18 protein-coding genes are annotated in these 20,617 nt (G+C 57.5%); 16 read left to right on the plus strand and 2 right to left on the minus strand.

Annotated elements, in window-relative coordinates:
- Positions 1 to 199: 199 nt before the first annotated feature.
- The gene (gltA, locus tag AC3WMT_RS30055; RefSeq protein WP_003222994.1) at positions 200 to 1,489 is read right to left on the minus strand and encodes a citrate synthase; all 1,290 of its coding nucleotides are present in this window, start codon (positions 1,487 to 1,489) and stop codon (positions 200 to 202) included.
- A gap of 362 nt (positions 1,490 to 1,851) precedes the next feature.
- On the opposite strand from gltA, the gene sdhC reads away from it, so the two are divergent.
- The 12 genes from sdhC to AC3WMT_RS30115 all read left to right on the plus strand — a co-directional run bounded on the left by sdhC (position 1,852) and on the right by AC3WMT_RS30115 (position 16,322).
- Positions 1,852 to 2,226, plus strand: a complete 375-nt coding sequence (sdhC, locus tag AC3WMT_RS30060; RefSeq protein ID WP_045122948.1) for a succinate dehydrogenase, cytochrome b556 subunit — start codon at positions 1,852 to 1,854, stop codon at positions 2,224 to 2,226.
- Positions 2,220 to 2,588, plus strand: a complete 369-nt coding sequence (gene sdhD / locus AC3WMT_RS30065) for a succinate dehydrogenase, hydrophobic membrane anchor protein (RefSeq protein WP_007919900.1) — start codon at positions 2,220 to 2,222, stop codon at positions 2,586 to 2,588. The genes sdhC and sdhD overlap by 7 nt, the downstream gene beginning before the upstream one ends.
- 3 nt (positions 2,589 to 2,591) lie before the next feature.
- Positions 2,592 to 4,364, plus strand: coding sequence for a succinate dehydrogenase flavoprotein subunit (sdhA, locus tag AC3WMT_RS30070; RefSeq protein WP_007919889.1), 1,773 nt, complete (start codon positions 2,592 to 2,594; stop codon positions 4,362 to 4,364).
- An 11-nt stretch (positions 4,365 to 4,375) separates the two neighbouring features.
- Positions 4,376 to 5,080, plus strand: a complete 705-nt coding sequence (locus AC3WMT_RS30075) for a succinate dehydrogenase iron-sulfur subunit (protein ID WP_103307284.1) — start codon at positions 4,376 to 4,378, stop codon at positions 5,078 to 5,080.
- Between the two features lie 259 nt (positions 5,081 to 5,339).
- On the plus strand, positions 5,340 to 8,171 hold the full coding sequence (locus tag AC3WMT_RS30080; protein ID WP_103307283.1) for a 2-oxoglutarate dehydrogenase E1 component: 2,832 nt from the start codon (positions 5,340 to 5,342) through the stop codon (positions 8,169 to 8,171).
- Between the two features lie 42 nt (positions 8,172 to 8,213).
- Complete coding sequence (gene odhB / locus AC3WMT_RS30085; protein ID WP_103307282.1) at positions 8,214 to 9,437, plus strand: 2-oxoglutarate dehydrogenase complex dihydrolipoyllysine-residue succinyltransferase; 1,224 nt, start codon at positions 8,214 to 8,216, stop codon at positions 9,435 to 9,437.
- A 97-nt stretch (positions 9,438 to 9,534) separates the two neighbouring features.
- Positions 9,535 to 10,971 (plus strand): dihydrolipoyl dehydrogenase, encoded by a 1,437-nt coding sequence (gene lpdA / locus AC3WMT_RS30090; RefSeq protein ID WP_102356807.1) that lies wholly within the window; start codon positions 9,535 to 9,537, stop codon positions 10,969 to 10,971.
- A 199-nt stretch (positions 10,972 to 11,170) separates the two neighbouring features.
- Positions 11,171 to 12,337, plus strand: coding sequence for an ADP-forming succinate--CoA ligase subunit beta (sucC, locus tag AC3WMT_RS30095; protein ID WP_007919879.1), 1,167 nt, complete (start codon positions 11,171 to 11,173; stop codon positions 12,335 to 12,337).
- Entirely contained in the window at positions 12,337 to 13,218 is an 882-nt protein-coding gene (gene sucD / locus AC3WMT_RS30100; RefSeq protein ID WP_007919877.1) for a succinate--CoA ligase subunit alpha, read from the plus strand. The genes sucC and sucD overlap by 1 nt, the downstream gene beginning before the upstream one ends.
- A gap of 480 nt (positions 13,219 to 13,698) precedes the next feature.
- Entirely contained in the window at positions 13,699 to 15,012 is a 1,314-nt protein-coding gene (gene brnQ / locus AC3WMT_RS30105) for a branched-chain amino acid transport system II carrier protein (protein ID WP_103307281.1), read from the plus strand.
- Positions 15,013 to 15,183: 171 nt separating this feature from the next.
- Entirely contained in the window at positions 15,184 to 15,921 is a 738-nt protein-coding gene (locus AC3WMT_RS30110; protein ID WP_103307280.1) for a DUF599 domain-containing protein, read from the plus strand.
- Entirely contained in the window at positions 15,921 to 16,322 is a 402-nt protein-coding gene (locus AC3WMT_RS30115) for an MAPEG family protein (protein WP_103307279.1), read from the plus strand. The genes AC3WMT_RS30110 and AC3WMT_RS30115 overlap by 1 nt, the downstream gene beginning before the upstream one ends.
- Before the next feature lie 74 nt (positions 16,323 to 16,396).
- Here AC3WMT_RS30115 and AC3WMT_RS30120 read toward each other — a convergent pair whose 3' ends face one another.
- Positions 16,397 to 16,633, minus strand: a complete 237-nt coding sequence (locus AC3WMT_RS30120; RefSeq protein WP_007962865.1) for a hypothetical protein — start codon at positions 16,631 to 16,633, stop codon at positions 16,397 to 16,399.
- Between the two features lie 158 nt (positions 16,634 to 16,791).
- On the opposite strand from AC3WMT_RS30120, the gene AC3WMT_RS30125 reads away from it, so the two are divergent.
- From AC3WMT_RS30125 to AC3WMT_RS30140, 4 genes are all read left to right on the plus strand, one after another.
- Complete coding sequence (locus AC3WMT_RS30125) at positions 16,792 to 17,268, plus strand: PaaI family thioesterase (RefSeq protein WP_103307278.1); 477 nt, start codon at positions 16,792 to 16,794, stop codon at positions 17,266 to 17,268.
- Entirely contained in the window at positions 17,265 to 17,717 is a 453-nt protein-coding gene (locus AC3WMT_RS30130; protein ID WP_103307277.1) for a PaaI family thioesterase, read from the plus strand. The genes AC3WMT_RS30125 and AC3WMT_RS30130 overlap by 4 nt, the downstream gene beginning before the upstream one ends.
- A gap of 82 nt (positions 17,718 to 17,799) precedes the next feature.
- Positions 17,800 to 19,704 carry a molecular chaperone HtpG gene (gene htpG, locus AC3WMT_RS30135; RefSeq protein ID WP_026000821.1) on the plus strand — a complete coding sequence of 635 codons (1,905 nt, stop codon included), beginning with the start codon at positions 17,800 to 17,802 and terminating at the stop codon, positions 19,702 to 19,704.
- A gap of 69 nt (positions 19,705 to 19,773) precedes the next feature.
- Positions 19,774 to 20,502 (plus strand): dienelactone hydrolase family protein, encoded by a 729-nt coding sequence (locus AC3WMT_RS30140; protein ID WP_103307276.1) that lies wholly within the window; start codon positions 19,774 to 19,776, stop codon positions 20,500 to 20,502.
- Positions 20,503 to 20,617: the final 115 nt, after the last annotated feature.

Genomic DNA, 20,617 nt, shown 5'->3' on the forward strand with positions numbered 1-20,617 from the left:
GTACGTCAGGGAGCAGCCCTTTTGGTTACTTTTGGGGCGTTTGCCAAAAGTGACCCGCCGTAAGGGCGGAACCCTAAGCAGCCATCACCGCAGCAACGGATATGCTCACAACCCCCAACCCCCAGACAAACAAAAACGGCCTCCATATAAATAGAGGCCGTCCCCGTTACAAACTTAAGACGTCATCGCAAGACAAGTCTTACTTGCGATCTTCCAGCTTGGTAATGTCACGCGACTCGTAACCAGTGTACAACTGGCGCGGACGGCCAATCTTGTACGGGCTGGAGAGCATTTCTTTCCAGTGGGAGATCCAGCCAACAGTACGCGCCAGCGCAAAGATCACGGTGAACATGCTGGTCGGAATGCCGATCGCCTTGAGGATGATCCCCGAGTAGAAGTCGACGTTCGGGTACAGCGAGCGTTCGATGAAGTACGGGTCGGTCAGCGCGATCTCTTCCAGGCGCATCGCCAGTTCGAGTTGCGGATCGTTGTTGATGCCCAATTCCTTCAGTACTTCGTCGCAGGTCTGCTTCATTACAGTCGCGCGAGGGTCGCGGTTCTTGTAAACGCGGTGACCGAAGCCCATCAGTTTGAACGGATCGTTCTTGTCCTTGGCCTTGGCGATGAACTTGTCGATGTTCGAAACATCGCCAATCTCGTCAAGCATGGTCAGAACGGCTTCGTTCGCGCCGCCGTGGGCAGGGCCCCACAGTGCGGCGATGCCGGCGGCGATACAGGCGAACGGGTTGGCACCCGAAGAGCCGGCCAGACGCACGGTGGAAGTCGATGCGTTCTGCTCGTGGTCGGCATGGAGGATGAAGATCCGGTCCATGGCCTTGGCGAGTACCGGGCTGATCGGTTTGATCTCGCACGGGGTGTTGAACATCATGTGCAGGAAGTTTTCCGCGTACGTCAGGTCGTTGCGCGGGTACATCATGGGTTGGCCCATGGAGTACTTGTAAACCATCGCTGCCAGGGTCGGCATCTTGGCAACCAGGCGGATCGCGGAGATTTCGCGATGCTGCGGGTTATTGATGTCGAGGGAGTCGTGGTAGAAGGCCGAGAGGGCGCCGACTACGCCGCACATGACGGCCATCGGGTGGGCGTCGCGACGGAAGCCGTTAAAGAAGGTTTTCAGCTGCTCGTGAACCATGGTGTGGTTCTTCACGGTGCTGACGAACTGGGCCTTCTGTTCTGCTGTCGGCAGTTCGCCGTTGAGCAGCAGGTAGCAGGTTTCCAGGTAGTCCGACTTTTCAGCCAGCTGTTCGATCGGGTAGCCGCGGTGCAACAGAATGCCGTTGTCGCCGTCGATATAGGTGATCTTCGATTCGCACGAGGCGGTCGACATGAAACCAGGGTCGAAAGTGAAGCGGCCCGTGGCCGTCAGGCCCCGAACATCGATTACATCGGGACCAACGGTGCCGGTTAAAATGGGCAGCTCGACGGGGGCTGCGCCCTCGATGATCAACTGCGCTTTTTTGTCAGCCATGTGGCCTCCTATTTATGCTTGAACCATCAGACAGACCCCCCACGCAGGGCCCGCACCACTATAGTGAGATAAATTCGAATGTCAATTTGCCTAAAGTCTTGCTCCAGAAGGCTTTAAGCGTACTTTTTCCTCGAAATTGACTGCCATTTACGCCTTTTATACGACTTGTGCAATCAGCTATTTGGGGTAGGTGATTGCGTTGTCATTAGTAGCCTAACTGTCTATACTCGGCCACCGACCGCCAAGGGCTTTTGGGCCTGCTTTATTGGGGGTCGCATCCCTGGGTGGTGGTTACCTGACCAGTGCACTCCCCAACAACTTTGCCCTGATTGTTAGGGGCTCTTCAGTGTGAAAAAAAAGCCGTGAAAAGCCAACGACCTGTAAACCTAGACCTAAGGACCATCAAACTCCCCATCACCGGCGTTACGTCGTTTCTTCACCGTGTTTCCGGCATCATCCTCTTCCTGGGCCTTGGCTTCATGCTTTATGCATTGGGCAAATCCCTGGGTTCCGAGGAAGGCTTTGCCGAAGTGAAGGCATGCTTGACCAGCCCGCTGGCCAAGTTCGTAGCATGGGGCCTCCTGTCCGCTCTGCTGTATCACCTGGTAGCCGGTGTGCGCCACTTGATCATGGATATGGGCATCGGTGAGACGCTGGAAGGCGGCCGCCTGGGCTCGAAAATCATCATCGCCATTTCCGTGGTGCTGATCGTTCTGGCAGGAGTTTGGATATGGTAACCAGCGTTACGAACCTTTCGCGTTCGGGCCTCTATGACTGGATGGCGCAACGTGTGTCTGCGGTTGTTCTCGCGGCTTATTTCATCTTCCTGATCGGATACCTTGCAGCGAATCCGGGCATTGGCTACGACCAGTGGCACGGCCTGTTCGCTCACAACGGGATGCGTATCTTCAGTCTGCTGGCCCTCGTTGCCCTTGGCGCTCACGCCTGGGTCGGCATGTGGACCATCGCGACCGACTACCTGACGCCAATGGCGCTGGGCAAGTCCGCGACCGCAGTACGTTTCCTTTTCCAGGCAGTTTGCGGCATCGCGATGTTCGCTTACTTCGTCTGGGGTGTGCAGATTCTCTGGGGTATCTGATTCATGGCTAACATTCCAACGATTTCTTTCGACGCCATCATTATTGGTGGTGGCGGTGCCGGCATGCGCGCTGCGCTGCAACTGGCACAGGGTGGTCACAAGACTGCCGTGATCACCAAGGTTTTCCCGACCCGTTCGCACACTGTATCCGCCCAGGGCGGCATCACTTGCGCGATCGCGTCCGCTGACCCGAACGATGACTGGCGCTGGCACATGTACGATACCGTCAAGGGTTCCGACTACATCGGTGACCAGGACGCTATCGAGTACATGTGTCAGGAAGGCCCGGCTGCCGTTTTCGAGCTGGACCACATGGGTCTGCCGTTCTCGCGTACCGAGCAAGGCCGTATCTACCAGCGTCCATTCGGTGGTCAGTCCAAGGACTACGGTAAAGGCGGTCAGGCTGCACGTACCTGCGCAGCTTCCGACCGTACCGGTCACGCGCTGCTGCACACCCTTTATCAGGGCAACCTGAAAGCCGGTACCACGTTCCTGAACGAGTACTACGCTGTTGATCTGGTGAAAAACCAGGAAGGCGAATTCGTCGGTGTGATCGCAATCTGCATCGAAACCGGCGAAACCACCTACATCCGCGCCAAGGCCACCGTATTGGCTACCGGCGGTGCAGGTCGTATCTACGCTTCCACCACCAACGCCCTGATCAATACCGGTGACGGCGTCGGCATGGCTCTGCGTGCTGGCGTGCCGGTACAAGATATCGAAATGTGGCAGTTCCACCCGACCGGCATCGCCGGCGCCGGTGTTCTGGTAACTGAAGGTTGCCGTGGTGAAGGTGGTTACCTGATCAACAAGCACGGCGAGCGTTTCATGGAGCGTTATGCTCCGAACGCCAAAGACCTTGCCGGTCGTGACGTGGTTGCTCGCTCGATGGTTAAAGAAATCATCGCCGGCAACGGTTGCGGTCCGAATGGCGACCACGTAATGCTCAAACTCGACCACTTGGGCGAGGAAGTGTTGCACAGCCGTCTGCCAGGCATCTGCGAACTGTCGAAGACTTTCGCTCACGTTGACCCGGTGGTTGCTCCGGTTCCGGTTGTTCCGACTTGCCACTATATGATGGGCGGCGTTGCCACCAACATTCATGGCCAGGCGATCACCCAGAACGCCGAAGGCGTGGACCAGATCATTCCTGGTCTGTTCGCGGTAGGTGAAGTGGCTTGCGTATCGGTTCACGGTGCCAACCGTCTGGGCGGCAACTCGCTGCTCGACCTGGTGGTATTCGGCCGCGCTGCCGGCCTGCACCTGGAAAAAGCGCTGACCGACGGCATCGAATACGACGACGCTACCGAAGCCGACATCGAAGCTGCCCTGTCGCGTCTGAACGCGCTGAACAGCCGTACTGATGGCGAAGACGTGGCAACCCTGCGCCGCGAGCTGCAAAGCTGCATGCAGAACTACTTCGGCGTATTCCGTACCGGCGAATACATGCAGAAAGGTATCGCTCAGCTCGCTGATCTGCGTACCCGCATCGCCAACGTGAAGATCAACGATAAGTCGCAGGCGTTCAACACTGCCCGTATCGAAGCGCTGGAACTGCAAAACCTGCTGGAAGTGGCTGAAGCTACCGCCATCGCTGCCGAAGTACGTAAAGAGTCCCGCGGCGCTCACGCCCGTGAAGACTTCGAAGATCGTGACGACGAAAACTGGCTGTGCCACACCCTGTACTTCCCGGGTGACAAGCGCGTCACCAAACGTGCCGTGAACTTCTCGCCGAAGACTGTTCCGACTTTCGAACCTAAAGTCCGGACTTATTAAGGGTGACCGCCATGTTGCAAGTCAGTGTTTATCGCTACAACCCTGATCAGGACGCTGCGCCGTTCATGCAGGAATTCCAGGTCGATACCGGTGGTAAAGACCTGATGGTGCTGGATGTGCTGGCGCTGATCAAAGAGCAGGACGAGGGTTTCTCCTATCGTCGCTCTTGCCGTGAAGGCGTCTGCGGCTCCGACGGCATGAACATCAACGGCAAGAACGGTCTGGCGTGCATCACGCCGCTGTCCGCCGTTGTAAAAGGTAACAAGTTGATCGTTCGTCCACTGCCAGGTTTGCCGGTTATCCGTGACCTGGTCGTCGATATGAGCATCTTCTACAAGCAATATGAGAAGGTGAAGCCTTACCTGCAGAACGACACGCCGGCTCCGGCCATCGAGCGTCTGCAGTCGCCAGAAGAGCGTGAAAAGCTCGACGGTCTGTACGAGTGCATTTTGTGCGCTTGCTGCTCGACCTCTTGCCCGTCCTTCTGGTGGAACCCGGACAAGTTCCTGGGTCCAGCTGCACTGCTGCAAGCCTACCGCTTCCTGGCAGACAGCCGTGACACCAAGACCAACGAGCGTCTGGCTTCGCTCGATGACCCGTTCAGCGTATTCCGCTGCCGGGGCATCATGAACTGCGTCAGCGTATGTCCGAAAGGCCTGAACCCGACTAAGGCCATCGGTCACATCCGTAACATGCTGCTTTCGAGCGGCGTGTGATTCAGCTGCTGTAACCGTAGAACCGCTGTACCGAAGAGGCTGTGGCGCGGGCTTCAACCCGCGTCATGGCTATAACCAGAGCAGCAGCCATAAGCTGCGGCTCTTATTTTGAAGAAATGAGACAAGCAGGGGCATCCGGGCTGGTACCCGGACTATCAGCGTGATCCTAGGTGGCTTGTTTTGGTCGCTGCATTCGGACTTCTGCAAGTTTGCTCGGTGTCGACGCCGATGGTGTTCCCCTAACCGAGGGTGACCAAGCATGCAAGAAAGCGTGATGCAGCGCATGTGGAACAGCGCCTACCTTTCAGGTGGAAACGCTGCCTATGTGGAAGAGCTTTATGAGCTCTACCTGCACGACCCTAACGCTGTGCCAGAAGAGTGGCGCACCTACTTTCAGAAGTTGCCTGCCGACGGCAACTCTGCCACTGATGTTTCGCACTCCACAATTCGCGATCATTTTGTGCTGCTGGCAAAGAACCAGCGCCGCGCCCAACCGGTTTCCGCCGGCAGCGTGAGCAGTGAGCACGAGAAGAAGCAAGTTGAAGTGCTGCGATTGATCCAGGCCTACCGTATGCGTGGCCACCAGGCAGCCCAGCTTGACCCGCTGGGGCTGTGGCAGCGTCCTGCACCTGCAGACCTGTCGATCAATCATTACGGCTTGACCAATGCCGATCTTGATACGACCTTCCGTGCCGGCGACCTGTTCATCGGCAAAGAGGAAGCGAGCCTACGCGAAATTCACGAAGCGTTGCAGCAGACATATTGCCGCACCATCGGCGCTGAATTTACGCATATCACCGATTCCGAGCAGCGCCAGTGGTTCCAGCAGCGTCTGGAAAGCGTGCGTGGTCGTCCGACGTACTCCGCCGACATCAAGAGCCACCTGCTTGAGCGCGTGACTGCCGGTGAAGGCCTGGAAAAATACCTGGGCACCAAATACCCGGGCACCAAGCGTTTCGGTCTGGAAGGCGGCGAAAGCCTGATTCCGATGCTCGACGAACTGATCCAGCGTTCCGGTTCCTACGGCACCAAGGAAGTCGTCATCGGCATGGCCCACCGTGGCCGTCTGAACGTGCTGGTCAACACCTTCGGCAAGAACCCGCGCGAGCTGTTCGACGAGTTCGAAGGCAAGAAGAAGGTCGAGCTGGGTTCCGGTGACGTTAAATACCACCAGGGCTTCTCGTCCAACGTGATGACCACTGGCGGTGAAGTTCACCTGGCCATGGCGTTCAACCCGTCCCACCTGGAAATCGTTTCCCCGGTGGTCGAAGGTTCGGTTCGCGCCCGTCAGGATCGTCGTAACGACCAGACCGGTGAGAAGGTTCTGCCGATCTCCATCCACGGTGACGCTGCATTCGCAGGTCAGGGTGTGGTCATGGAAACCTTCCAGATGTCGCAGACCCGCGGTTTCAAAACCGGCGGCACCGTGCACATCGTGATCAACAACCAGGTGGGTTTCACCATCAGCAACCCGCTGGACTCGCGTTCCACCGAGTACGCCACCGACGTTGCGAAGATGATCCAGGCGCCGATTCTCCATGTGAATGGCGATGATCCGGAAGCCGTGTTGTTCGTGACCCAGCTGGCTATCGACTACCGCATGCAGTTCAAGCGTGACGTGGTGATCGACCTCGTCTGCTACCGTCGTCGCGGCCACAACGAGGCCGACGAGCCTAGCGGCACCCAGCCGCTGATGTATCAGCAGATCACCAAGCAGCGCACCACCCGTGAGCTGTACGCTGATCGTCTGACTCAGTCCGGTGTACTGGACGCTGAGCGTGTTCAGGCCAAGGTCGACGAGTATCGCAACGCGCTGGACAACGGTTTGCACGTTGTGAAATCGCTGGTCAAAGAGCCGAACAAAGAGCTGTTCGTGGACTGGCGTCCGTATCTGGGCCACGCCTGGACTGCGCGTCACGACACTCGCTTTGATCTGAAGACCCTGCAAGAACTGTCTGCCAAGCTGCTGGAAATTCCGGAAGGCTTCGTGGTTCAGCGTCAGGTTGCGAAGATCTACGAAGACCGTCAGAAGATGCAAGCCGGCGGCCTGCCGATCAACTGGGGTTACGCCGAAACCATGGCATACGCGACCCTGGCGTTCGAAGGTCACCCGATCCGCATGACGGGTCAGGACATCGGCCGCGGTACGTTCTCGCACCGTCACGCTGTTCTGCACAACCAGAAAGATGCCGGCACCTACATTCCGCTGCAGCACCTGTACGACGGTCAGCCACGTTTCGACCTGTACGACTCGTTCCTGTCGGAAGAAGCGGTATTGGCGTTCGAATACGGTTACTCGACCACCACGCCAAATGCGTTGGTGATCTGGGAAGCTCAGTTCGGCGACTTCGCCAACGGTGCACAGGTTGTTATCGACCAGTTCATCACCAGCGGCGAACACAAGTGGGGCCGTCTCTGCGGTCTGACCATGTTGCTGCCACACGGTTACGAAGGCCAGGGTCCCGAGCACTCCTCGGCACGTCTGGAGCGTTACCTGCAGCTGTGCGCCGAGCACAACATTCAGGTAGCCGTACCAACCACGCCGGCACAGATCTACCACTTGCTGCGTCGTCAGGTGATTCGCCCGCTGCGCAAGCCGCTGGTCGTGCTGACGCCGAAGTCGCTGCTGCGCCACAAGCTGGCCATCTCGACGCTGGAAGATCTGGCCGAAGGTTCGTTCCAGACCGTGATCCCGGAAATCGATGCCCTGGACCCGAAAAAGGTCGAGCGTGTTGTTCTGTGCAGCGGCAAGGTTTACTACGACCTGCTGGAAAAACGCCGTGCCGAAGGCCGCGAAGATATCGCCATCGTGCGTATCGAGCAGTTGTACCCATTCCCTGAGGACGACTTGAAAGAAGTCCTGGCTCCTTATACCAACGTCAAACATGCCGTTTGGTGTCAGGAAGAGCCGATGAACCAGGGCGCCTGGTACTGCAGCCAGCACCACTTGCGCCGCAGCATCAGCAACCTCAACAAATCTCTCGTACTTGAGTACGCGGGCCGTGAGGCTTCTGCTGCACCTGCTTGTGGTTACGCATCGATGCACGCCGAGCAGCAGGAAAAACTGCTGCAAGACGCGTTTACCGTTTAACGCCTTCGCGCACCTGAAACCGAATTTAAGGAACCACAGATAATGGCTATCGAGATCAAAGCCCCCACTTTCCCGGAATCGGTTGCCGATGGCACCGTTGCCACCTGGCACAAAAAACCGGGCGACGCTGTCAAGCGCGACGATCTGATCGTAGACATCGAAACTGACAAAGTCGTACTGGAAGTTCTGGCTACTGCCGACGGCGTGCTGGGCGCAATCGTCAAGAACGAAGGCGACACCGTTCTGTCCGACGAAGTCCTGGGCTCCATCGAAGCGGGCGGCGCTGCTGCCGCTGCTCCAGCCGCCGCTGCTGCTCCGGCCGCTGCTGCCGCTGCACCGGCTGCTGCCGAAGGCGAAGACGATCCTGTTGCTGCACCGGCTGCGCGCAAGCTGGCTGAAGAAAACGGCATCAACATCGCTTCCGTTGCCGGCACCGGCAAAGGCGGTCGTGTGACCAAGGAAGACGTGGTTGCAGCTGTTGCTGCCAAGAAAGCCGCTCCGGCTGCCGCGCCTGCCAAGGCTGCTGCTCCTTCGGCTGCCGCTCCTGTGTTCGCCGCTGGCGACCGCATCGAGAAGCGCGTACCGATGACCCGCGTGCGTGCCACCGTGGCCAAGCGTCTGGTTGAAGCTCAGTCGAACATGGCGATGCTGACCACTTTCAACGAAGTCGACATGACCGAAGTCATGGCTCTGCGTTCGAAGTACAAGGACCTGTTCGAGAAGTCCCACAACGGCGTACGCCTGGGCTTCATGTCGTTCTTCGTGAAAGCAGCTACCGAAGCGCTGAAACGCTTCCCGGCTGTCAACGCGTCGATCGACGGCGGCGACATCGTTTACCACGGCTACGCGGACATCGGCGTTGCCGTTTCCAGCGACCGTGGCCTGGTTGTTCCGGTTCTGCGTAACGCCGAACTGATGAGCCTGGCTGAAATCGAAGGCGGCATCGCCACTTTCGGCAAGAAAGCCCGTGACGGCAAACTGTCGATGGACGAGATGACCGGTGGTACCTTCACCATCACCAACGGTGGTACCTTCGGTTCGATGATGTCGACCCCGATCGTCAACCCGCCGCAGGCAGCGATTCTGGGCATGCACAACATCATCCAGCGTCCTATGGCCATCAACGGTCAGGTCGTTATCCGTCCGATGATGTACCTGGCACTGTCCTACGATCACCGTCTGATCGATGGCAAAGAAGCTGTAACCTTCCTGGTGACCATCAAGAACCTGCTGGAAGATCCGGCTCGTCTGTTGCTGGATATCTGATAGAAGCAGTCGCGGGCTTCAAGTTTCAAGCTGCAGGAAAGGGCAGCTTGGCTTGGAGCGCGCGGCTTGAAGCTTTTCGCTAAAGAGGATTTTTTGAATGTCGCAGAAATTTGACGTAGTAGTGATCGGTGCCGGCCCTGGCGGTTACGTAGCTGCCATCAAGGCCGCGCAGCTGGGTCTGACCACTGCCTGCATCGAGAAGTACACCGACGCCGAAGGCAAGCAAGCCTTGGGCGGTACCTGCCTGAACGTCGGCTGCATTCCTTCCAAGGCGCTGCTGGACAGCTCCTGGAAATACAAGGAAGCCAAAGAAAGCTTCAACGTTCACGGTATCTCGACTGGCGAAGTCAAAATGGACGTCGCTGCGATGGTTGGCCGTAAGGCTGGCATCGTCAAGAACCTGACCGGCGGCGTTGCCACTCTGTTCAAGGCCAACGGCGTTACTTCGATCCAGGGCCACGGCAAACTGCTGGCTGGCAAGAAAGTCGAAGTCACCAAGCCCGACGGCTCGGTTGAAGTCATCGAAGCTGAAAACGTGATCCTGGCTCCAGGCTCGCGTCCAATCGACATTCCACCGGCTCCGGTTGACCAGAAAGTCATCGTTGATTCGACTGGCGCACTGGAATTCCAGACCGTACCTAAACGTCTGGGCGTGATCGGCGCTGGCGTGATCGGCCTGGAACTGGGTTCGGTATGGTCGCGTCTGGGCTCCGAAGTGGTTGTTCTGGAAGCACTGGACACTTTCCTGATGGCAGCGGACACCGCTGTTTCCAAGGAAGCGCTGAAAACCCTGACCAAACAAGGTCTGGACATCAAGCTGGGCGCTCGCGTAACCGGTTCGAAAGTCAACGGCGACGAAGTCGTTGTCAACTACACCGATGCCAACGGCGAACAGACCATCACTTTCGACAAGCTGATCGTAGCCGTTGGTCGCCGTCCGGTGACCACTGATCTGCTGGCTGCCGACAGCGGCGTGACCCTCGACGAGCGTGGTTTCGTGCACGTTGACGATCACTGCGCCACCACCGTACCGGGCGTTTTCGCCATTGGTGACGTGGTTCGCGGCATGATGCTGGCTCACAAGGCATCCGAAGAAGGCATCATGGTTGTCGAGCGCATCAAGGGTCACAAAGCCCAGATGAACTATGACCTGATCCCTTCGGTTATTTATACTCACCCGGAAATCGCGTGGGTTGGCAAAACCGAGCAGGCCTTGAAAGCTGAAGGCGTTGAAGTTAACGTCGGCACCTTCCCGTTCGCCGCTTCCGGCCGTGCCATGGCCGCCAACGATACCGGTGGTTTCGTCAAGGTCATCGCTGATGCCAAGACTGACCGCGTATTGGGCGTGCACGTGATTGGCCCGAGCGCTGCAGAACTGGTTCAGCAGGGCGCGATCGGTATGGAATTCGGCACCAGCGCTGAAGACCTGGGCATGATGGTTTTCTCCCATCCGACCCTGTCTGAAGCCTTGCACGAAGCTGCTTTGGCTGTGAATGGCGGCGCCATCCACATTGCCAACCGCAAGAAGCGTTAAGACACAATAAGAAACCACGGCGGTAACGGCCCGTCGTGAGCCTTGCGAGCAAGTCTCACCGCGGAATGTCCGCTGGACGCAGTCTTGCGTAGCTGCACCGGGTATCCGGAAAGGCTACGCAAGCAGCAGTCACAGGTGGCGCGGCACTCAAATGAGCGCAGCGCCGAATGCGCAGTACCTAACGAAGACGGTAAAAAGCATGAATCTTCACGAGTATCAGGGTAAGCAGCTGTTCGCTGAATACGGCCTGCCAGTTTCCACTGGTTACGCAGTAGACACCCCGGAAGCAGCAGCAGAAGCTTGCGACAAAATCGGCGGCAGCGAGTGGGTTGTCAAAGCCCAGGTCCACGCCGGTGGTCGCGGTAAAGCGGGCGGCGTTAAGCTGGTTCGCAGCAAAGAAGACGCCAAAGCCTTCGCACAGCAGTGGCTGGGCAAGCGTCTGGTGACTTACCAGACTGACGCCAATGGCCAGCCAGTCACCAAGATCCTGGTTGAATCGTGCACTGATATCGCTAAAGAGCTGTACCTGGGCGCTGTCGTTGACCGTTCGAGCCGTCGCATCGTGTTCATGGCTTCCACCGAAGGTGGCGTGGACATCGAGAAAATCGCTCACGACACTCCAGAAAAAATTCTCAAGGCCACTATCGATCCACTGGTTGGCGCTCAGCCATTCCAGGGTCGCGAGCTGGCATTCCAGCTGGGTCTGGAAGGCAAGCAGGTTGCTCAGTTCGCCAAGATCTTCGTAGGTCTGGCCAAACTGTTCAAGGATCACGACCTGGCTCTGCTGGAAGTGAACCCGCTGGTGATCAAGGCTGACGGCGATCTGCACTGCCTGGACGCCAAGATCAACATCGACGCCAACGCAATGTACCGTCAGCCTAAGCTGAAGACTTTCCACGATCCGTCGCAAGACGATCCGCGCGAAGCGCACGCTGCCAAGTTCGAACTGAACTACGTAGCACTGGAAGGCAACATCGGCTGCATGGTCAACGGTGCTGGCCTGGCCATGGGTACCATGGACATCGTCAACCTGCATGGCGGCAAGCCAGCCAACTTCCTCGACGTAGGTGGTGGTGCTACCAAAGAACGCGTTACCGAAGCGTTCAAGATCATCCTGTCCGACACCAACGTCGCTGCAGTACTGGTCAACATCTTCGGCGGCATCGTTCGCTGCGACATGATTGCCGAAGGCATCATCGGCGCTGTGAAAGAAGTCGGCGTGAAAATCCCGGTTGTTGTTCGCCTTGAAGGCAACAACGCTGAGCTGGGCGCTAAAGTACTGGCAGAAAGCGGTTTGAACATCATCGCTGCTACCAGCCTGACCGACGCTGCTCAACAAGTTGTCAAAGCTGCGGAGGGCAAATAATGAGCGTCCTGATCAATAAAGACACCAAAGTTATCTGCCAGGGTATTACCGGTTCGCAAGGTAGTTTCCACACCCAGCAAGCCATCGAATACGGCACCAAGATGGTTGGTGGCGTAACTCCAGGCAAAGGCGGCACCGAGCACCTGGGTCTGCCAGTGTTCAACACCGTTAAAGACGCAGTAGCGGCCACTGGCGCTACCGCCAGCGTGATCTACGTTCCGGCTCCTTTCTGCAAAGATTCGATCCTGGAAGCTGCTTTCGGCGGCATCAAGCTGATCGTCTGCATCACCGAAGGCATTCCTACCCTGGACATGCTGGACGCTAAAGTTAAGTGCGACGAGCTGGGCGTAGTCCTGATCGGCCCTAACTGCCCAGGCGTGATCACCCCAGGCGAATGCAAGATCGGCATCATGCCAGGTCACATTCACTTGCCAGGCAAGGTCGGTATCGTTTCGCGTTCCGGCACCCTGACCTACGAAGCTGTGAAGCAGACCACTGACGCCGGTTTCGGTCAGTCGACTTGCGTCGGCATCGGTGGTGACCCGATCCCGGGTTCGAACTTCATCGACATCCTGAAGCTGTTCCAGGAAGACCCGAAGACCGAAGCGATCGTAATGATCGGCGAGATCGGCGGTTCGGCTGAAGAAGAAGCGGCTGCCTACATTAAGGCACACGTGACCAAGCCGGTTGTTTCCTACATCGCTGGTGTGACTGCTCCTCCGGGCAAGCGCATGGGCCATGCTGGCGCAATCATCTCTGGCGGCAAAGGCACTGCAGACGAGAAATTCGCTGCTCTGCAAGACGCAGGTGTAAAAACCGTGCGTTCGCTGGCAGACATCGGCAAGGCCCTGGCCGAGCTGACTGGTTGGGCTGTCAAGTAAGCCTCGTGCTTAGCTGACGCTTTACCAAACAAAGGCCACCTTCGGGTGGCCTTTGTCGTTTCTGGCATTTAGAGGGATAGGAGGGCTTCTGTGGCGAGGGGATTTATCCCCGATGGGCTGCGAAGCGGCTCCAAGCCCGATGTATCCAGCCAATCGAAAAGCGCTAGAAGTTCTCAATCAGGGCTGCTTCGGCTCATCGGGGATAAATCCCCTCACTACAGGGTTCGTGCTCTACCTACAGAGTTCCATGTAGGAAAAATAGATACGTAAACGCGACAAAGACACGTCGCGTATCGGATAGTTCGCCCCCAAACAGTGCGTTTGTCAGACAAATTCGTTAGGCTAGCAGCCATTTTTGCGTCTGCCGCCCACAAGGCATGCAACGCGCTAAACGGGTTGATCCCATACGGATCGACAGCATTTCCCTAACCCCACAGGGAAATCCCCTCCTAAATTCCGATTCAGAGTGTGGTTTCCTTAATGAAAGTTTTGAAAGGTCAGGACATCCTGGCACTTGGTTTTATGACATTTGCCCTGTTCGTCGGGGCCGGTAACATCATCTTCCCGCCTATCGTCGGTTTGCAGGCCGGACCTCACGTCTGGATGGCGGCGCTGGGCTTCCTGATCACCGCTGTCGGCTTGCCGGTGATCACCGTCGTTGCACTGGCCAAGGTCGGTGGAGCGATGGATGCGCTGAGCAGCCCGATCGGCAAGATCGCTGGCGGCATTCTGGCTGCCGCGTGCTATCTGGCGGTCGGTCCGCTGTTCGCGACACCGCGTACCGCGACCGTGTCGTTCGAAGTGGGCCTGGCGCCGCTGACCGGCGAAAGCCCGCTGGCGCTGTTCCTCTACAGCTCGGTGTACTTCCTGCTGGTGTTCTTCATCTCGCTCTACCCGGGCCGTTTGCTGGACACCGTGGGGCGCTTCCTCGCGCCGCTGAAAATCATCGCCCTGGCGGTACTGGGCATCGCGGCATTCGCCTTGCCGGCCGGTGATATTGGTCAAGGCACAGCGGAATACGTGGCGGCACCGTTCTCCCAGGGTTTCATCAATGGCTACCTGACCATGGATACCCTCGGGGCCCTGGTGTTCGGTATCGTCATCGTTAACGCGATCCGCTCCCGTGGCGTCGAGTCGCCTGCGCTGATCACCCGTTACGCGATCATCGCCGGGTTGATTGCCGGTGTCGGTCTGGCGCTGGTGTATGTCAGCCTGTTCCGCCTCGGTTCCGGTAGCCACGAAGTGGCGGTCGGTGCTACCAACGGCGCGGCGGTACTGCACGCTTATGTTCAACACACCTTCGGTTCGCTGGGCAGTGGTTTCCTCGCGGTGCTGATCTCGCTGGCGTGCCTGGTGACGGCGGTTGGCCTGACCTGCGCCTGTGCCGAATACTTCAGCGGTGTGGTGCCGCTGTCTTACAAGACGCTGGTGATCATCCTGGCAGCGTTCTCGCTGCTGGTGTCCAACCTGGGCCTGACCAAGCTGATTGCGTTTTCGATCCCGGTGCTCACCGCGATCTATCCGCCATGCATCGTGCTGGTGGCACTGAGCTTCTGCAAAGACTTCTGGCATGAGCATGGCCGTATTCTCGGGCCGGTAATGCTGGTGTCCTTCCTGTTCGGCACCATCGATGCACTCAAGGGCGCCGGTCTCGCTGACTGGATGCCTTCGCAACTGTCCCACTTGCCGCTGAGCGAGCAGGGCCTGGCATGGCTGGTGCCGTGTGTGATGACTCTGGTGGTCGCGGTGGTTTGCGATCGTCTGCTGGGCAAGCGCAGCGAAGCCATTGCTTAAAGCTTCGTGATCCGCCACAAGCGGGTTTGCAACGCTTAAACAGAAATGCCCCGTATCAATCGATACGGGGCATTTTTTATGGGCGTCAGGCAGTGTCTTTTTCCCTGAGCTAACGTCGAAGCAATGCACAGGTTTTACCTGGAACAGCTTCCATTCATCACAGGGACCCGCATGTCGTTCATCCACGCCAACCTGATCCACCTGCTCGCCGCACTCTGGTTTGTCATCTGCTGGGGCGGTTACACCCGCTACGCCAGCTGGAAGGCTCGCGACACCGCGTGTCTGGCCAGCGTGTTGCATCTCTACCGCGAAGACTGGATGCGCCGCATGTTGCTGCGCGACAACCGCATTGCCGACGCCAGCGTGATCGGCAATCTGGAGCGCAACGCCTCGTTCTTCGCATCCAGCACCCTGATCATTCTTGCCGGTATTCTCACCGTGCTCGGTGCCTCCGAGCGGGCGGTGTCGTTGCTGGCTGACATCCCGATGGTGCAGCAGGCCTCACAGGGCATGTCGGAGATCAAGTTGCTGTGCCTGGCGCTGGTGTTCGTCTATGCGTTCTTCACGTTCAGTTGGTGCATGCGCCAGTACAACTTTGCCGCCGTGCTAGTGGGGTCGGCGCCGATGGTGGGTGAACGGCATGTGTCGGAGCAGGAGCGCAAGGCGTTTGCGTCAAGGGCGGCCCGTGTGATTTCCATGGCGGCCAACCAGTTCAACTTTGGCCTGCGTTCCTATTATTTCGGCATGACCATGCTGGCGTGGTTCGTCAGCCCGTGGCTGTTCATGCTGATGAGTGCTGGCGTTGTGCTGGTGTTGTATCGCCGTGAGTTTCATTCCGACGTTCTTGATGTAATGGTCTATACCCCTACAGAAGCGCCCATTCCCGAGGCAAACAAAGAGGTCGTTTGATGAGTATTCCGTTCTGGTGTGTGTTTATCAGTGCGCTGTTGATCTATATCGCGCGCCTGCCGGTGGGCAAGGCCATGAAAGAGCAGGGCGGCTACAACAACCATCTGCCACGCCAACAGCAGGCGCAACTCAGCGGTTATGGGGCCAGAGCGCTGGCGGCGCACCAGAACAGTATCGAAGCATTCATCTTGTTCGCAGTCGGTGTGCTGATGGCGCATACCACGCAAACCCAGGGATGGTTGATAGATGCCTTGGCGATCATCTTTGTGATCGCGAGGATCCTCTATTTGTGGTTCTACCTGGCTGATATTCCAAAGCTGCGCAGTCTGGTCTGGCTGGTGGGCCTGATTTGCTCTTTGTTGTTGATGATTAGTCCGACTTTTAGAACTGTGCTGCTCTAAGCGGCATTAGCGACAAATGACAGGCAAAAGAAAACCCGCACTTGGCGGGTTTTCTTTTTTACACCGAAAGCAAATTATTGCTTTTTGGCGGCTTCTTCTTGAGCAGCTTGATTCGATTCAGCCTGAGCTTTGGCAGCTTCGGCGTTTTCTTTTGCTGCGTCGTTCACTTTATCCTGAGCTTTGTTCATGTCTTGCTGAGCCTGCTCAGCATGTTGGTTGGCATCTTGAGCTTTGTCCTCGGATTTTTTATCGCAGGCAGCGAGACCGAGGGAAGCGGTCAACATCAAGGCAATAGCTAAAGTCTTACGCATGGGGTGTTTCTCCTTATGGAAAATAACTACTGGCCTTAAGAACGTTGCCCGCAACGTTAAGTTCCTCATTTCTTTCGGATATATAAGTTTGTTTTTACATGGAACTTTTGCGGTATTCCTTACTACTGGCAAAAGGCTCTAACGAGAGTAATTATCAAATGGCCGAAAACCCCGTTTTTGAGCGTGCGACGCGATTTCTGTCGGCGTTGCGTCACTGTCAGGTGTTGGGTTTAAAGGTGCACAGCGCCTCAGGCGAGGGGCTGACGGTGATCCTGCCGTACAGTCCGCAAATCGTCGGTAATCCGCAGACTGGTGTCATTCACGGCGGAGCGATCACCTCGTTGATGGACACTGCTTGCGGCATGTCCACCCTGTGCGTGCTGCCGGAATTCGAAGTCTGCCCGACCCTCGACCTGCGCATCGATTACATGCACGCCGCCGAGCCCAATAAGGATGTCTACGGCTTTGCCCAGTGCTACCGAGTGACGACCGATGTGATCTTCGCTCGCGGTTTCGCCTATCAGGATGATCCCGAGCAGCCGATTGCCCATGTCGTCGGCACCTTCATGCGCATGGGCAAAAATATAAAAGGAACAAAAGGTTTCGGCGGTGCCATCAAGAGGGGAGGCCAATGAGCAACGACCTCAAGGAACAACTGCTACAGGCTCATGCGCAGGGAGACTATGCGCCGTTGCTGAAACTGATCCCGTATGCCGGGCTGATTGGCATCGAATGCTCACGCGTCGGTGACGAGCTGCTGTTCAAGCTACCGGCGAACAAGGACAACATTGGTAACCCTTTACTTCCAGCGATCCACGGTGGGGTTATTGCCGGGTTCATGGAGCTCGCAGCGGCGTTGCATCTATTGATCTTCACTGGTGCGCCGGGTGTGCCGAAGATCATCGACTTTTCCCTTGATTACCTGCGCGCCGGGCAGTTTCGCGACACCTGGGCCAAGTGTCAGGTGTGCCGCCAGGGGCGGCGGGTGGCCAACGTTGCGGTCACGGCCTGGCAAAGCACCGAAAGCGAACCGATTGCCACCGCCCGCGCGCACTTCAAAATTGAAGAGCCCTTGAAATCCTGAACACTGCCCCAAACTCAGATGACAACCCGCCGTAGACCATTTCGGGTCACGGCCACTGCCATCTGATTGGAGTTTGATGACCATGAGTGTGGAAACTCAAAAGGAAACCCTGGGCTTCCAGACCGAGGTAAAGCAGCTGCTGCACCTCATGATCCATTCGCTGTATTCCAACAAGGAAATCTTCCTTCGCGAATTGATCTCGAACGCCTCTGACGCTGTCGACAAGCTGCGCTTCGAAGCCCTGGCCAAGCCTGAGTTGCTCGAAGGTGGCGCAGATCTGAAAATCCGTGTGAGCTTCGACAAGGACGCCAAGACCGTCACTCTCGAAGACAACGGTATCGGCATGAACCGTGACGATGTGATTACCCACCTGGGGACCATCGCCAAGTCGGGCACCGCCGATTTCATGAAGAATCTCTCGGGCGATCAGAAGAAAGATTCGCACCTGATCGGTCAGTTCGGCGTGGGCTTCTACTCGGCGTTCATCGTTGCCGACCAGGTTGACGTGTACAGCCGTCGTGCCGGCACCCCGGCCAGCGAAGGCGTGCACTGGTCGTCGAAAGGCGAGGGCGAATTCGAAGTCGCCACCATCGAAAAACCTGAGCGCGGTACTCGCATCGTTCTGCACCTGAAAGCGGCTGAAGACGAGTTCGCTGATGGCTGGCGTCTGCGCAACATCATCAAGAAGTACTCCGACCACATCGCTTTGCCAATCGAGCTGCCGAAAGAAGCGGCTGCTGCCGAAGGCGAAGAAGCCCCGGCCGTTGAATGGGAAACCGTCAACCGCGCCAGCGCCCTGTGGACCCGCCCTCGCACTGAAGTGAAGGACGAGGAATATCAGGAGTTCTACAAGCACATCGCTCACGACTTTGAAAACCCGCTGGCCTGGAGCCACAACAAAGTCGAAGGCAAGCTCGAATACAGCTCGCTGCTTTACGTGCCGGCTCGCGCACCGTTCGACCTGTACCAGCGTGAAGCGCCGAAAGGCCTGAAGCTCTACGTGCAGCGTGTGTTCGTGATGGACCAGGCTGAGTCGTTCCTGCCGCTGTACCTGCGCTTCATCAAAGGCGTGGTCGATTCCAACGACCTGTCGCTGAACGTGTCGCGTGAGATCCTGCAGAAAGACCCGATCATCGATTCGATGAAGACCGCGCTGACCAAGCGTGTGTTGGACATGCTGGAAAAACTGGCGAAGAACGAGCCTGAGCAATACAAAGGCTTCTGGAAAAACTTCGGTCAGGTCATGAAAGAAGGCCCGGCAGAAGATTTCGCCAACAAGGAAAAAATCGCCGGTCTGCTGCGTTTCGCATCGACCAATGGCGACGACGGCGAGCAGATCGTCGGTCTGGCCGACTACCTGGCACGCGCCAAGGAAGGTCAGGACAAGATCTACTACCTCACCGGCGAAACCTACGCGCAGGTCAAGAACAGCCCGCACCTGGAAGTCTTCCGCAAGAAAGGCATCGAAGTGCTGCTGCTGACCGACCGCATCGACGAGTGGCTGATGAGCTACCTCAGCGAGTTCGACGGCAAGACTTTTGTCGACGTGGCACGCGGTGACCTCGATCTGGGCAACCTGGACTCGGAAGAGGACAAGAAAGCCGCAGAAGAAGTCGCGAAATCCAAAGAAGGTCTGGTCGAGCGTCTGAAAACCGCGCTGGGCGATTCCGTGGCTGAAGTGCGCGTTTCCCATCGTCTGACCGATTCGCCGGCCATTCTGGCCATCGGCGAGCAGGACCTGGGTCTGCAAATGCGTCAGATCCTCGAAGCCAGCGGTCAGAAGGTGCCGGATTCGAAGCCGATCTTCGAATTCAACCCGAGCCACCCGCTGATCGAGAAACTCGATGGCGAGCAGAGCGAAGAGCGTTTTGGCGACCTGTCGCACATCCTCTTCGATCAGGCAGCCCTCGCGGCTGGCGACAGCTTGAAAGATCCGGCCGCTTATGTGCGCCGCCTGAACAAGCTGCTGGTTGAACTGTCGGTTTGATCACGTTGTAGGAAAAACCCGCTTCGGCGGGTTTTTTCATTCTGGTGTTTAACAAATCAGGAGTCAGAAATGAGCCAAGTCACTGTACGTTCCGTGGTCTATCAGATTGATGGCCAGCCGTATGAAGGTCGTCTGGCGTTCGACGCCGAGCATAAACACGCGCGCCCGGGTCTGTTGATGGCGCCGAACTGGATGGGCGTCAGCGCCGGTGCCGAAGAAATCGCCAAGTCGGTGGCGGCCAAGGGTTATGTGGTGTTGATCGCTGACGTTTACGGCCAGGCTGTGCGTCCGCAGAACGCTGATCAGGCCGGTGCGGCGATGATGCCGCTGAAGGATGACCGCGCATTGCTGCGCAAGCGTATGCAGGCGGCTTTCGAGCAGTTGCAGAAGCAGGGTGAGGCGGCAGTCGATACCTCGAAACTGGCGGTGTTCGGTTTCTGCTTTGGCGGTTGCTGTGCGCTGGATCTGGCGCGCACTGGCGCGGCGGTGAAAGCGGCGGTGTCGTTCCACGGCACACTGGATTCGCCGAACCCGGCCGATGCGAAAAACATCAAAGGCTCGGTGCTGGTGCTGCACGGCGCTTCCGATCCGTTGGTGCCGAAAGAGCAGTTGCCGGCGTTTGAAGATGAGATGAACGCAGCGAACGTCGATTGGCAGTTGCTGAGCTACGGCGGTGCGGTGCATTCGTTCACTGATCCGCATGCGAATGTGCCGGGCAAGATGATGTACGACGCGAAGACTGCCAAGCGCGCTTTCAAGTCGATGCATGATTTGCTGGATGAAGTGTTCAAGGGTTGATTCTGGTGACAGGCACTCACTTTTGTGATGCCTTACAGGGCCCCATCGCTGGCAAGCCAGCTCCCACAGCGATGGTGGTGTTTGGCGAGTGATCGTACAACCCGCTTGCGCTATG

Source organism: Pseudomonas sp. FW305-7 (assembly GCF_058786735.1).

What these genes read in the sequence shown, in the direction of transcription:
- gltA (WP_003222994.1), bottom strand. Translation starts at nt 1,489, where the DNA reads ATGGCTGACAAAAAAGCGCAGTTGATCATCGAGGGCGCAGCCCCCGTC.
- sdhD (WP_007919900.1), top strand. Translation starts at nt 2,220, where the DNA reads ATGGTAACCAGCGTTACGAACCTTTCGCGTTCGGGCCTCTATGACTGG.
- sdhA (WP_007919889.1), top strand. Translation starts at nt 2,592, where the DNA reads ATGGCTAACATTCCAACGATTTCTTTCGACGCCATCATTATTGGTGGT.
- AC3WMT_RS30075 (WP_103307284.1), top strand. Translation starts at nt 4,376, where the DNA reads ATGTTGCAAGTCAGTGTTTATCGCTACAACCCTGATCAGGACGCTGCG.
- AC3WMT_RS30080 (WP_103307283.1), top strand. Translation starts at nt 5,340, where the DNA reads ATGCAAGAAAGCGTGATGCAGCGCATGTGGAACAGCGCCTACCTTTCA.
- odhB (WP_103307282.1), top strand. Translation starts at nt 8,214, where the DNA reads ATGGCTATCGAGATCAAAGCCCCCACTTTCCCGGAATCGGTTGCCGAT.
- lpdA (WP_102356807.1), top strand. Translation starts at nt 9,535, where the DNA reads ATGTCGCAGAAATTTGACGTAGTAGTGATCGGTGCCGGCCCTGGCGGT.
- sucC (WP_007919879.1), top strand. Translation starts at nt 11,171, where the DNA reads ATGAATCTTCACGAGTATCAGGGTAAGCAGCTGTTCGCTGAATACGGC.
- sucD (WP_007919877.1), top strand. Translation starts at nt 12,337, where the DNA reads ATGAGCGTCCTGATCAATAAAGACACCAAAGTTATCTGCCAGGGTATT.
- brnQ (WP_103307281.1), top strand. Translation starts at nt 13,699, where the DNA reads ATGAAAGTTTTGAAAGGTCAGGACATCCTGGCACTTGGTTTTATGACA.
- AC3WMT_RS30110 (WP_103307280.1), top strand. Translation starts at nt 15,184, where the DNA reads ATGTCGTTCATCCACGCCAACCTGATCCACCTGCTCGCCGCACTCTGG.
- AC3WMT_RS30115 (WP_103307279.1), top strand. Translation starts at nt 15,921, where the DNA reads ATGAGTATTCCGTTCTGGTGTGTGTTTATCAGTGCGCTGTTGATCTAT.
- AC3WMT_RS30120 (WP_007962865.1), bottom strand. Translation starts at nt 16,633, where the DNA reads ATGCGTAAGACTTTAGCTATTGCCTTGATGTTGACCGCTTCCCTCGGT.
- AC3WMT_RS30125 (WP_103307278.1), top strand. Translation starts at nt 16,792, where the DNA reads ATGGCCGAAAACCCCGTTTTTGAGCGTGCGACGCGATTTCTGTCGGCG.
- AC3WMT_RS30130 (WP_103307277.1), top strand. Translation starts at nt 17,265, where the DNA reads ATGAGCAACGACCTCAAGGAACAACTGCTACAGGCTCATGCGCAGGGA.
- htpG (WP_026000821.1), top strand. Translation starts at nt 17,800, where the DNA reads ATGAGTGTGGAAACTCAAAAGGAAACCCTGGGCTTCCAGACCGAGGTA.
- AC3WMT_RS30140 (WP_103307276.1), top strand. Translation starts at nt 19,774, where the DNA reads ATGAGCCAAGTCACTGTACGTTCCGTGGTCTATCAGATTGATGGCCAG.